At 72.9% G+C, this 12,424-nt stretch carries 12 protein-coding genes; 7 read left to right on the top strand and 5 right to left on the bottom strand.

Annotated features, from left to right (window positions below; genetic code table 11):
* Positions 1–55 precede the first annotated feature (55 nt).
* The 3 genes from ACFVSL_RS05265 (at position 56) to ACFVSL_RS05255 (ending at position 1,674) form a co-directional block, all read left to right on the top strand.
* A complete protein-coding gene (locus tag ACFVSL_RS05265) occupies positions 56–628 on the top strand; it encodes a dihydrofolate reductase family protein (protein ID WP_386939104.1) in 573 nt (190 codons plus the stop codon).
* An 86-nt stretch (positions 629–714) separates the two neighbouring features.
* Entirely contained in the window at positions 715–1,062 is a 348-nt protein-coding gene (locus tag ACFVSL_RS05260; RefSeq protein ID WP_386939102.1) for a hypothetical protein, read from the top strand.
* 87 nt (positions 1,063–1,149) lie between these two features.
* Entirely contained in the window at positions 1,150–1,674 is a 525-nt protein-coding gene (locus ACFVSL_RS05255; protein WP_386939101.1) for a hypothetical protein, read from the top strand.
* 20 nt (positions 1,675–1,694) lie between these two features.
* Here ACFVSL_RS05255 and ACFVSL_RS05250 read toward each other — a convergent pair whose 3' ends face one another.
* The 5 genes from ACFVSL_RS05250 to ACFVSL_RS05230 all read right to left on the bottom strand — a co-directional run bounded on the left by ACFVSL_RS05250 (position 1,695) and on the right by ACFVSL_RS05230 (position 6,806).
* A complete protein-coding gene (locus ACFVSL_RS05250) occupies positions 1,695–3,074 on the bottom strand; it encodes an alpha-hydroxy-acid oxidizing protein (protein ID WP_386939099.1) in 1,380 nt (459 codons plus the stop codon).
* Between the two features lie 29 nt (positions 3,075–3,103).
* On the bottom strand, positions 3,104–3,823 hold the full coding sequence (locus tag ACFVSL_RS05245; protein ID WP_386939096.1) for a FadR/GntR family transcriptional regulator: 720 nt from the start codon (positions 3,821–3,823) through the stop codon (positions 3,104–3,106).
* Between the two features lie 142 nt (positions 3,824–3,965).
* Entirely contained in the window at positions 3,966–5,000 is a 1,035-nt protein-coding gene (locus ACFVSL_RS05240) for an NAD(P)-dependent alcohol dehydrogenase (RefSeq protein WP_386939094.1), read from the bottom strand.
* Positions 5,001–5,041: 41 nt separating this feature from the next.
* Complete coding sequence (locus ACFVSL_RS05235) at positions 5,042–6,100, bottom strand: NYN domain-containing protein (protein WP_386939092.1); 1,059 nt, start codon at positions 6,098–6,100, stop codon at positions 5,042–5,044.
* 115 nt (positions 6,101–6,215) lie between these two features.
* Positions 6,216–6,806 (bottom strand): DJ-1/PfpI family protein, encoded by a 591-nt coding sequence (locus ACFVSL_RS05230; RefSeq protein WP_386939090.1) that lies wholly within the window; start codon positions 6,804–6,806, stop codon positions 6,216–6,218.
* A 224-nt stretch (positions 6,807–7,030) separates the two neighbouring features.
* Here ACFVSL_RS05230 and ACFVSL_RS05225 point away from each other — a divergent pair, with 224 nt between their 5' ends.
* The 4 genes from ACFVSL_RS05225 to ACFVSL_RS05210 all read left to right on the top strand — a co-directional run bounded on the left by ACFVSL_RS05225 (position 7,031) and on the right by ACFVSL_RS05210 (position 12,416).
* Complete coding sequence (locus tag ACFVSL_RS05225; RefSeq protein ID WP_386939089.1) at positions 7,031–7,807, top strand: IclR family transcriptional regulator; 777 nt, start codon at positions 7,031–7,033, stop codon at positions 7,805–7,807.
* A gap of 165 nt (positions 7,808–7,972) precedes the next feature.
* Complete coding sequence (locus ACFVSL_RS05220; protein WP_386939088.1) at positions 7,973–8,941, top strand: aldo/keto reductase; 969 nt, start codon at positions 7,973–7,975, stop codon at positions 8,939–8,941.
* Between the two features lie 117 nt (positions 8,942–9,058).
* The gene (locus ACFVSL_RS05215) at positions 9,059–10,696 is read left to right on the top strand and encodes an alpha/beta hydrolase (protein ID WP_386939086.1); all 1,638 of its coding nucleotides are present in this window, start codon (positions 9,059–9,061) and stop codon (positions 10,694–10,696) included.
* A 127-nt stretch (positions 10,697–10,823) separates the two neighbouring features.
* On the top strand, positions 10,824–12,416 hold the full coding sequence (locus ACFVSL_RS05210) for a serine hydrolase (RefSeq protein WP_386939084.1): 1,593 nt from the start codon (positions 10,824–10,826) through the stop codon (positions 12,414–12,416).
* Positions 12,417–12,424 lie beyond the last annotated feature (8 nt).

Raw genomic sequence — 12,424 nt, 5'->3', positions numbered from 1 at the left:
ACAACAACATCTGTTGTAGTCTGCGATCACGACAGATGTTGTGAATGGAGAACTGATGCGAGAACTCAGCTACTACGTCGCCGTCACCCTCGACGGGTTCATCGCGGGCCCGAACGGCGAGTTCGACGCGTTCCCGGTCGAAGGGGAGCACATGGCGGCGATCAACGAACGCTTCGCCGACACCGTCCCGACCGACGCGGCCGAGGCGATCGGGCTCGCGCAGGATCGGCGCACCTTCGACACCGTGCTGATGGGCTGGAACACCTACGCCGTCGGCCTGCCGTTCGGCGTCGACAGCCCCTACCGCCACCTGCGGCAGCTCGTCTTCAGCCGCGAGCACGAGGCGACGGGGTCCGGCGTCGAGACGGTGCGGCGCGACCCGGTCGAGCTCGTGCGCGAGCTGAAGGCCGAGCACGGCTCGGGCATCTGGCTGTGCGGCGGCGGCGCGCTCGCGGCGCAGCTCGCCGACGAGATCGACCGTCTCGTGCTGAAGCGGTACCCCATCCTCTTCGGCGGCGGCATCCCGCTGTTCGGCCCGCGCCCGTATGCGCCGGCCGGCTTCACCGAGGTCGCCACGCAGGTCTTCGGCAACGGCGTCGTGTTCTCGGAGTACGAGCGCACGCGGTAGCCGCGCGCTCGGCTCCCCGCCCGCAACCCCCTTGTCGATGTCGCGAACTGCGACGTAGACAGGGTCGGGAGCGAAGGAGGAACGACATGGCGATCAGGCTGAACGAGACGGCGCTCCGCCACGCGCGCTCGCTCGTGCGCGACGGCAAGGTCGAGCGCGATGAGCGCGACGACTGGAGCGAGCACGCTCCGTCGACCGACGAGGAGAACGCGTTCGTCGAGAAGAAGGGCTGGACCGAGTTCAGGCACTGGCACCTCGGCATCGACGACGAGGCCGACGAGGAGACGAAGCAGGCGTACTCGTTTCCCTACGGCGACTTCCGCAAGGTCCACCGCTGCGGCGTGATCTCGCTCGAGAGCCGGGCCGGGCAGTTCGATCACGACGACATCCGCGACGCGGCGAAGCGACTGCTCGCGCTGATCGACGAGGAGTGAGCCCGATCGCCGCTCCCGCAACCCCTTGTCGCGCGCACTCGCGTGACGTAGACCGGAGGGGTCGTCGAGTACGGAGGGAGCGGCAGCATGAGGCGTGAGCGCAAGGAGGCGAAGCAGGCGATCGACGCCGCCCGCGCGGCCGAGGCGGAGGTGCGGCGCATGGCGAAGCGATCACCGAAGGGGTCGCGGGCGCGTTCGCGCCTCGAGTCGGCGGTGCGCTTCGCGGAGGCCGAGATGACGCTGGCACGAGCCGGGCGTCGCGACTCGCCCGTGCTCGCGGCGAGGCGCGCCGAGCGCGCCGCCGCGCGACTCGATCGAGCGGCGAGCCGGTTCGGGCCGAGAGCAGGGGCGGCGAGCCGACGCGACCGGAAGCGCGTCGTCGGCGGGGATGCCGCGGCGCGGTCGAAGGCGCGCGCCGAACTGCTGAAGCGCCGGCGCAAGCAGGCCGAGCAGGCGCGGAAGATGGCGAAGAAGGTCGCAGCGCTCACGATCGGCCAGGCGATCGTCGTGCCGAACGACCGGAACGCGGCGGATGACGCCGCGGCGGGCGGGGCCGGGCGCGGCACGGGGGTCGGGCGTCGATCGGGAGGCCCCGGACCCACGACCGGATGACCCGCGGCCGCGCCCCGGACTCAGCTCTTCGCTGAGCTGCGCGGCTTCGAGGCCGGCTTCGCGGCGGCCGGCTTCGTCGCGGCCGTCGCGGCCGGCTTGCTCGCGCGCGGCGAACGCACCGTCTTCGGCGCCGCCGACGAGGCCTGCGCCGCGGCATCCTGCACCGGGCGCGCGATCGGCGTGAGCCGGGCGAGCTGGGTCACGTGCTGCGGGCCGAGCTCGTCGAGGGTCTGCACCTCGAGCAGCTTCATCGTGCGCACGACCTGCTTCGACAGGATCTCGATGGTCTTGTCGACGCCTTCGCGCCCGCCGGCCATGAGGCCGTAGAGGTAGGCGCGGCCGATGAGGGTGAAGCGGGCGCCGAGCGCCACCGAGGCCACGATGTCGGCACCCGACATGATGCCGGTGTCGAGGTGCACCTCGAGGTCGCCGCCGACCTCGCGCGCCACCTCGGGCAGCAGGTGGAAGGGGATCGGCGCCCGGTCGAGCTGTCGGCCGCCGTGGTTCGACAGCACGATGCCGTCGACGCCGCGGGTCGCGAGCTCCTTCGCGTCGGCGAGCGTCTGCACGCCCTTCACGACGATCTTGCCCGGCCACATGGCGCGGATCGTGTCGAGGTCGTTCCACCCGATGGTGGGGTCGAACATGCCGTCGATGAGCTCGCCGACGGTGCCGCCGGTCGACTGCAGCGACGCGAACTCGAGCTTCGGCGTCGTCAGGAAGTCGACCCACCAGGCGGGTCGGGGGAGCGCGTTGATGACGGTGCCGGGGGTGAGCTGCGGCGGGATCGAGAAGCCGTTGCGGGTGTCGCGCAGGCGCGCGCCCGCGACGGGCGTGTCGACCGTGAAGAAGAGGGTGTCGAACCCGGCCGCCGCCGCACGGTGCACGAGCTCGTACGAGCGCTCGCGGTCGCGCATGACGTAGAGCTGGAACCAGTTGCGGCCGTTCGGGTTCGCGGCCTTCACGTCCTCGATCGAGGTGGTGCCCATGGTCGACAGGGTGAAGGGGATGCCTGCGGCGCCCGCGGCGCCGGCGCCGGCGATCTCGCCCTCGGTCTGCATCATGCGCGTGAAGCCGGTCGGCGCGATGCCGAAGGGCAGCGCGGTCGGACCGCCGAGCACCTCGCGGCTCGTGTCGACCTCGGGCACGTTGCGGAGGATGCCGGGGTGGAACTCGATGTCCTCGAAGGCCTGGCGGGCGCGGGCCAGCGACAGCTCGCCCTCGGCGGCGCCGTCGGTGTAGTCGAACGGCGCCTTCGGCGTGCGGCGCTTTGCGATCGTGCGGAGGTCGGCGATCGTCAGCGCGGCGTCGAGCCGGCGCCGCTTCGCGTCGAGCGTCGGCTTCTTGAAGCGCATGAGCTCGGCGAGCTCCTTCGGGTTCGGGAACTGGCGCTTGACCATCGTGGTGCTGCCTTTCGTGCTGGTGGGGGTCAGTGGTGGTGGATCGAGGTCTCGGCGTAGTAGCCCGAGATGTGGTCGTGGGTGCGAGCGCGTGCCGACGGGGCATCCGCCGCCCTGATCGCCTCGACGATGCCGCGATGCTCGCCGCGCAGGCGCTGCGAGGTCGCGTGCCAGTCGTCGAGGTGCGCGAGGCCCTCGAGGGCGTACCCCTCGATGCCGCTGCGGAGCCCCGCCATCGTCGCGGTGATCACCTGGTTGCCCGAGGCCTCGGCCAGCGCGAGGTGGAACTCGGCGTCGAGCGCGAGGAACTCGGCGGCGGTGAGTGCGGGGGAGTCCATCGCGTCGAGCAGGCGATCGGCTGCGCCGAGCTCGATCGGGTCGGATGCCCCGCGCCCGAGCCGCTCGGCGAGCTCGCCGGCGACCGCGCTCTCGAGGATGAGCCGGGTGCGCACGATGTCGGCGACCGGGAACCCGCTCGCCGCGACCTGGAGCCGCATGAGCGCGCTCATGCCCCCGCCGGGGGTCGCGATGATGACCGCGCCCGCGCTCGGGCCCGAGCCGGCCTGGGTGCGGATGAGGCCGAGCACCTCGAGCACCCGCAGGGCCTCGCGCACGCTCGACCGGCCGACGCCGAGCTCGGCCGAGAGCGCGCGCTCGCCGGGGAGCCGGTCGCCGGGGCGGAGGGCACCGTCGAGCAGCTGCGTCTCGATGTGCTCGAGCACGGTGCGCCATGCACGCGTCTCGCTCATGCGCTCGCTCCTTCGCCGTCCGCCGGGGCACACCGCGATCGCGGTGTGTGGTCAGACCACAGGGTAGCACGTGTGGTCAGACCACATGACGGATGCCCCGGGGCGACCCCGGGGCATCCGATGGAGCAGTGCGCGTCGCGAGTCAGGGCACGACGACCGCGCGCCCGCGCAGGGTGCCGTCGTGCAGGCGCCGGTACGCCTCGGGCGCCTCGTCGAGCGTGAAGCGCTCGGTCTCGATCTTCACGAGCCCCGAACGGGCGAGGTCGAAGACCTCGAACAGCTCGGCGCGCGAGCCCCAGTAGGGCGAGCGCACCGTCGCGTCGTACGGGGTCGTCAACATGCCGACGGGCAGCGCGCCCGCACCCACCCCGACGAGCACCTGGTCGCCCTCGACCGCGAGCATCGCGTGCCCGGCGTCGAGCGTCGGCTGGATCGCGACGAAGTCGAACACCGCCGCCGCGCCCCGGCCGCCGGTGAGCTCCTTCACCCGGGTCGCCGACTCGGCGTCGGAGGGGAACACGTGGTGCGCGCCCACCTCGGTCGCGAGCCGCAGCTTGTCCTGGCTGACGTCGAGGGCGATCACGGTCGCGGGCGTGAGCGCGCGGAGGATCTGGATCGCGACGTGGCCGAGCCCGCCAGCGCCGATCACCACGGCGGTCGAACCCGGCACGAGCTTCGGCAGCGACATCTTGATCGCGTGGTACGGCGTGAGCCCCGCGTCGGTGAGCGCGACGTGCTCGACGGGGTCGAGGTCGCCGAGCGGCAGCAGGAACCGGGCGTCGGGCACCACGAGGTATTCGGCCATCGCGCCCGGCGCGCCGAGCCCCGGCGGACGGATCTCCAGCTCGGCCGCCCGTTCGCAGTAGTTCTCCTTGCCCTGCGCGCACTGGGCGCAGCGCCCGCAGCCCCACGGCCCGTAGACCGCCACGGCCTCGCCGAGCTCGACGCCCGTGACGCCGTCGCCGAGCTTGTCGACGACGCCTGCACCCTCGTGCCCGAGCGTCAACGGGAGGCCGTAGACGTACTGCTCCTCGTTCAGCCCCATGATGAAGCTGTCCGAGTGGCACGCGCCCGCCGCGGTCACCTTGATGCGCACCTCGCCCGGGCCCGGCTCGGGCGTGTCGATCTCGACCACCTCGGGCGGCCGGCCGATCGTTCGGTACTGCAGAGCCTTCATCTCGATCCCCTTTCGTGATGGCGGCCCGGCGATCGCCGGACTCAGTCCTTCTTCGGCCGGATGCGCACCCGCCCCCGGCCGGTCTCGTCGAGCTCCACGACGCCGCCGCGCGACTTCAGGAACTCGGTGAACGACGCGAAGCCGAGCCGCCGCTCCTGGAACGACGGGTCCATGCGCAGCATCTGGTTCTTCACCGCGCTCGACGACTGCCACTCCTCGTCGTTCTTCGCGTGCAGCAGCTCGATCGCCTTCTGCAGCAGTCGTCCGGGGTTGCGCGGGCTGCCGCTGCCGTCCTCGGCGGGCACCGGGTCGGTCGGCGCCATGAACTGCAGCACCCGCGCCGAGGGGCGCTCGACCGGCTCGTCGGGTTCCGCGGCCTTCGGCTCGCTCTTCGCCCGGCCTCGCGAACGGCCGCCGGATGCCTCGGGCGCGTCCTCGCTCGCGGCCTCCACGGTCTTCGTCGACGCCCTGCGGCGACGGTTGGGGGCGGGCTCGGCGGGGGCGGCGGCCGCCTCGTCGGCATCGTCGTCGACCTCGGCGTCGGTCGCGAGCAGCGCGTCGTAGTCGGCGAACTCGTCGACCGCCGCCGTCAGCGCCCGGCTCGTGCCGCCCGCCACGCCGATGCCCACGACGTAGCGGCCGAGGCGCTTCGCCTTCTGCGCGAGCGCGACGTAGTCGGAGTCGCCCGCGACGATCACGATGTGCGAGAGGTCGTCGATGCGGAACATGTCCTCCACCGCGTCGACCGCGAGCCGGATGTCGGCGCCGTTCTTCGTCGCGGAGAGCGGGAACAGCTGCACGAGGTCGACCGCCCGGTCGATGAGCTGGCCGCGGTAGCTCGCGTTCACCGGCGTCGACCAGTCGGCGTAGGCGCGGGCGATCGCGATCGTGCCGAACGTCGCCGCGAAGTCGAGCACGGCGTCGATGTCGACCGTCGCCTCCCGCAGCTTCTCGGCGGTCTTCGTGCCGGCGGACGGCGCCTTCGAGCGCGAGGTGTCCTTGCGGTAGGCGAAGTCGCCGTGCAGTTGGTCGTATCGCGAGATGACGATGTTGTCGAAGTCGAAGTACAGGGCCACGCGGGGTTCAGCCGAGACGGGCATGGAGACCTTCCATCGAGGGTGTTCCTCCGATGCTACGCCGCCGAGCTGAACGCGCCCCGGAACGGGCGGCCCCGGCTCGTCGGCCCCGCCGCACGACGGCGGAGCCGACGCCGGATCAGGCGGAGGCCGGGACGAGCTCGCCGTCGGCGCGCACCCCGGCCTCGGCGAGCACGCCGAGGAAGGCCTTCATCCACGTGCCGTTGTCGGGCCAGGCGCGCGAGGTGACGAGGTTGCCGTCGACCACGCCGCCGCCGTTCTCGAAGACGCCGCCGACGAGTTCGACGTCGATCGCGAGCTCGGGGTAGATCGACGAGGTGCGACCGCCGAGCACCCCGGCGGCCGCGAGGAGCAGCGGGCCGTGGCACGTGGCGGCGACGGGGGCGTCCGCGGCGAAGAAGTGCCGCACGATGCGCTTCGCGTCCTCGTTGTTGCGCAGGTACTCGGGCGCGCGGCCGCCGGGGATCACGATCGCGGCGTAGTCGGCCGGGTCGACGTCGGCGAGGGCGATGTCCGCGGGCCAGGTGTGTCCGAGCTTCTCGGTGTAGGTGTCGAAGCCGTCGACGAAGTCGTGCACGACGAACTGCAGCTTGCGCGCCTCGGGGGCGCCGATGTGCACCTCGAAGCCCTCCTCCTTCAGGCGCTCGTACGGGTAGAGCACCTCCAGGGTCTCGGCCGCGTCGCCGGTGATGATGAGGATCTTGGTCATGGTGGTGCCTCCGGATACCGGGTCGCTTTCGCGACCGTGCGCACTGCGCGGGACGGATGCCGCGGGTCGGCGACCCGGGCTCGCCGCCGCGGTCGGCGGCGACGCGGCCTACTCTGCGGCCGCGGGGCATCCATGTCGATCGTCGTTCGCACTATGTGCGAAACGCAGGACGATCGACGGCGGCGACGGCGATCGCGCCGTGCGGTGCGGCGTAGCATCGGGGCATGAGCGCAGTGGAGCGCCACGGCGGCGCGGGCATCCAGTCGGCCGAGCGCGTCCTGCGCATCCTCGAGCTCGTCGGCGCAGCGCCGACCGGCCTCACCGCCGCCGAGATCGCGCAGCGCCTCGGGCTCGGGCAGTCGACCACGTACCGCCTGCTCGCGACGCTGCATCGGCAGGACTACCTCGCGAGGCAGTCGGGCGAGCACCGGTACATCCTCGGCCGCACGGTCGACCAGCTCGGTCGCGCCCTGCAGTACCAGCTCGTCGCGACCGATCCCGTGCGGCAGGCGCTGCGTGCGATGCACCTCGCGGTCGGCGCGCCCGCCTACCTCACGGTGTTCCGCGGCGACGACATCGCGGTCGCGCACATCGAGGACTCGCCGGAGCACCCGCGCATCGGCCAGCTGCACGTCGGGTTCTCGGAGGCCTCGCACACGACGGCGTTCGGCAAGCTCATGCTCGCCTCGCGCGACGACGCCGGGGTCGCGCGGTTCCTCGAGCGGCACTCGCCCGGGCGGCTCACGGCCTCGAGCATCACGGATGCCGCGGTGCTGAACGAGCAGCTCGACGAGGTCCGTGCGCAGCAGCTCGCCGTCGAGGTCGAGGAGTACCTGCCGAAGCTCGCCTGCATCGCGGCCCCCGTGCGCTCCGCCGCCGGACGCACCGTCGGCGCCGTGTCGGTGTCGGTGCAGGCCAAGGACTTCGCGGCGCGCTCGGCGCAGCTCGAGCGCGCAGTGCGCCGGGGCGCGTGGCAGGTGTCGGCGCGCCTCGCCGGCTGAGGCGGCCCGGCCGCGGCGTCGCCGGCGTCTCCCGCACCAGGCCCTCCTGCGTTGCGTCGTCACGCGATGAAACACGGGAATACCGGCCTCGACACGTCGTTGTGGTCACTGCCGGGGGACGCCTCACCGGCGCCGACCCTGACTGCCGACCCGACTGGAGCCCCGATGACCGAGACCGCAACCGCCGCACGCGCCCGCATCGGGGCGTCCGACCTCGAGATCGCCCCGCTCTCGCTCGGCACGAACGTCTTCGGCTGGACCGCCGACCGCGACGCGACCTTCGCCGTGCTCGACGCGTTCACCGCCGGCGGCGGCGACTTCCTCGACACCGCCGACGGCTACTCGCACTGGGTGCCCGGCAACACGGGCGGCGACAGCGAGCGGCTGATCGGCGAGTGGATCGCGTCGCGCGGCTCGCGCGACGACGTCGTCATCGCGACGAAGGTGAGCACGCACCCCGAGTACCAGGGGCTCGCCGCCGCCAACGTCCGCGCGGCGGCGGACGCCTCGCTCCAGCGCCTCGGCACCGACGTGATCGACCTCTACTACGCCCACTTCGACGACGCCGAGGTGCCGCTCGAGGAGACGGTCGGCGCGCTCTCGGCGCTCGTCGACGCCGGCAAGGTGCGCGCCATCGGCATCTCGAACTACTCGCCCGAGCGCATCGACGAGTGGTTCCGCGTGACCGAGGCGAACGGCTTCCACCGTGCGGTGGCGCTGCAGCCGCACTACAACCTCGTCGAGCGCGACTTCGAGACGAACGGGCTGCGCGAGCGCGCCGAGCGCGAGGGGCTCGCGGTCTTCCCGTACTTCTCGCTCGCGAAGGGGTTCCTCGCCGGCAAGTACCGCTCAGAGGCGGATGTCACCGCCGACGGTGCGAGCGTGCGCGCGGGCGGAGCCGCGCCCTACCTCGGGGAGCGCGGTGCGCGGGTGCTCGGCGCGCTCGACGTGGTCGCGGCGACCCACGGGGCATCCGTCGCCTCGGTGTCGCTCGCCTGGCTCCGTCAGCAGCCGACCGTCGTCGCGCCCATCGCGAGCGCCCGCAATGTCGAGCAGCTCGGCGACCTGCTCGCCTCCCTCGCGCTCGAGCTGAGCGGCGAGGAGCTCGCCGCCCTCGCCGCCGCCTCGGCCTGATCCCTCCGGCACGGCGGCGACACGGCCCGCTCCGGGCCGCGTCGCCGCCGTCCGGCGCGCGCGCCGTGCCATGATGCGGTGACGTCGCCACCTCGGGCGACCCGGGGAGGGGCGGGCGTGAAGGCTCACTGGTGGCGGCTCGACCCGGGAGGGGCCATCGTCGGGCTGCTCGCCGCAGCGCTGTCGATGACCCCGTCGCTGCTGCCGCGCCCGGCGCTGTTCCAGGGGATGATCACCGCGCTCGCGTTCCTCATCGGCTACGGCGTCGGGGTCGGCCTGTGGTGGCTCGTGCGCCGGTTCGTGCCCTGGCGCCCCACCCCCGCGCAGCGCCGTATCGGCTGGTGGGCCTGGGCCGGCGTCGCCGTGCTGCTCGCGATCGTGCTCGGCCTCGCCTCGGTCGGCTGGCAGAACGAGGTGCGCCGCACCGTCGAGCTGCCCGAGATCGACGGCTTCGACGGGCTGGTCTTCCTCGTCGGCTTCGTGCCCGTCGTGCTCATCGGCATCGCCCTCGCGCGGGCGGTGCGCCGACTCGGCGCGCGGCTCTCGACGCGGCTCGGCCGCGGGTGGGGTGCGACGGCCACGACGGCGATCGTCGTCGGCGCGACCGTCGCCGTGGTCTCGGTCGTGATGTTCGGCCTCGATCGGCTCTACCTCGCCAACAACGGCCCCGCGGCGCCGTGGGTCACCGAGCCGATGAGCGCATTCCGATCGTCGGGTCCCGACTCCGAGGTCGAATGGGACGTGGTCGGCCGGCACGGCACCGCCTTCCTCGGCGGCGGCCCGACCGCGGCCGACATCGAGGAGCTCACCGGGCGCCCCGCGCTCGAACCGGTGCGGGTCTACGTCGGGCAGGCGAATGCGCCGACGGTCGAGGAACGCGCGGCGATGGCCGTCCGCGAGCTGGAGCGCACGGGGGCGTTCGATCGCGACGTGCTCGTGGTCGCGACGACGACCGGTTCGGGGTGGCTCGAGCCGCAGGCCGTCGACGCCGTCGAGTACCTGCACGGGGGCGACACCGCGATCGTCTCGATGCAGTACGCCTACACGCCGAGCTGGGTGTCGTTCGTGTTCGACCCCGATGCGCCGGTCGCGTCGTCCGTCGCCCTGTTCGACGCCGTTCGCGCGAAGTGGGAGACCCTGCCCGACGCGACCCGCCCGCAGCTCGTGGTCTACGGGCTGAGCCTCGGCGCGCACGGCACGCAGGAGGCGTTCGACGGACTCGACGAGCTGCGCGCCCGTACCGAGGGCGCCCTCCTCGTCGGCAGCCCCAACGGCTCGACCATGTGGCGCACCCTCACGGAAGGTCGAGACGAGGGCAGCCCGCAGTGGCAGCCCGTCGTCGACGGCGGCAGGGAGGTCCGCTGGCTCTCGGTCCCCGGGGACTTCCACGCGCTCGGGCCCGACTGGCAGGCGCCCCGTGTCGCGTACCTGCAGCACGCGAACGACCCGGTGACCTGGCTCGGCCTCGAGCTGATCTGGGAGGAGCCCGACTGGCTGAAGCCGGGCGAGCGCGCCGACGAGGTCAGCGACTCGATGCGCTGGATCCCTGCCGTGACGGCGCTGCAGGTGGTCATCGACATGTTCATGGGTGAGAGCGTGCCCGCGAGCCACGGGCACAACTACGGCGACGTCGTGCTCGACGGGTGGCAGGCGGTCACTGGCGACGGCGAGCTCGACGCGGCGGCGCTCGCGCGGATCCAGGGGGTGCTCGAGGGGTACGCGGCCGTGCAGCCCGTCGGCAGCGTGAGCGAGTAGCGGCGCCGCGCGCTCCGGCTCGATCGCGTCGTGGTCCGTGCGCCCGCACCGCCCGCCGGTTAGGCTGCGCTCGTCGGTGCTTGGGGGAGCGGGGCTCGGGGAGCCCGGTGCGATGGGGAGGAACGACATGCGCGTTGCCGGAGGTGCCGCCGTGCCGGCGGTCGTGATCATGGCCGTGGCGCTCGCCGGGTGCACGGCGGCGGCCGAGCCGTACGCACCGCGGATCGAGCTCGGCGACGCGCCGCCCGCCGACGCGGTCGAGCTCGCCGAGGGCGCCCTCGACCCCGCGCTCGAGTCGCTGCCCGACCTCGTCGAGCGGGTGCTCGACGAGACCGGCGTGCCCGGGGCCGCCGTCGCGGTCGTGCTCGACGGCGAGACGGTGTTCGCCGAGGGCTTCGGCGTCAGGAAGGTCGGCGAGGACGACCCCGTCGACGCGGAGACGGTGTTCCAGGTGGCGTCGATGTCGAAGCCGATCGGGTCGACCGTCGTCGCGACGCAGGTGACCCAGGGCGTCGTCGGGTGGGACACCCCGGTCGCGCCGCTCCTGCCCGGCTTCGCGCTCGCCGACCCGTGGGTGACCGAGCACCTCACCGTCGGCGACCTCTACGCCCATCGCTCGGGACTGCCGCTCGCCGCGGGAGACGACCTCGAGGACCTCGGCTATGACCGGGAGTACGTGATCGACCACCTCCGCTACCAGCCGTTGAATCCGTTCCGGGTGAGCTACGGGTACGCGAACTTCGGCATGACGACGGGCGCCGAGGCCGTCGCGAACGCCGCCGGCGTCGACTGGGAGACGCTCTCGGAGCGCGAGCTCTACGAACCGCTCGGCATGACCGCCACGAGCTCCCGCCACGACGACTTCGTCGCACGCGACGACCGCGCCGCGCTGCACGCGCTCGTCGACGGCGAGTTCCAGCCGCTCTACGAGCGCGACCCCGACGCGCAGTCGCCGGCGGGCGGTGTGAGCTCGAATGCGGTCGACGTGGCGAAGTGGATGGCGTTCGTGCTCGCCGACGGCGTCGTCGACGGCGAGACGCTCGTCGACACCGCCGACCTCGCCGCCGCGATGCGCCCGCAGGTCACGTCCTCGCCCTCGAACACCCCCGGAATGCGGTCGGGGTCGTACGGCTTCGGGTTCAACGTCGGCACCCAGACGAGCGGCCGCGCGACCGCCTCGCACTCGGGCGCCTTCGTGCTCGGGGCAGGCACGAACTTCCAGCTGGTGCCCTCGCTCGGGCTCGGCGTCGTCGCGCTCACGAACGGGGCGCCGGTCGGTGCCGCGGAGGCGATCGTGAGCGAGTTCCTCGACCTGGTGCAGTACGGCGAGTCGACGCGCGACTGGGTGGAGGCGTACGGCGCGGCCCTCGCCCACTATCGGGAGCCGGCCGGCGACCTCGTCGAGGAGACCCCGCCGGCGTCGCCCGCGTCCCCGTCGGCGCCGCTCGAGTCGTTCGCGGGCACCTGGTCGAACGACTACTTCGGCCCGGCGGAGGTCGCGGTCGACGGCGACGCGCTCGTCGTGCGCCTCGGCCCCGACGGCGGCTACGAGGTGCCGCTCGAACCGTGGGAGGGCGACGTCTTCGCGTTCACTCCCGACGGCGAGAACGCGCCCGACGGCTCGCGCTCCTCGGCCGCGTTCGTGCTCGGGGAGGCGGGTGCGTCGACGATGACGCTGCAGTTCTTCGACGGCAACGGCCTCGGCACCTGGACGCGCTGAGCCGTCGA

Origin of the sequence: Agromyces sp. NPDC058064, from assembly GCF_042885275.1 — a bacterium.
Classification (GTDB): Bacteria; Actinomycetota; Actinomycetes; order Actinomycetales; family Microbacteriaceae; genus Agromyces.
The sequence above is the reverse complement of the archived record's forward strand: the minus strand, read 5'-3'. Positions and strand labels throughout refer to the sequence as shown.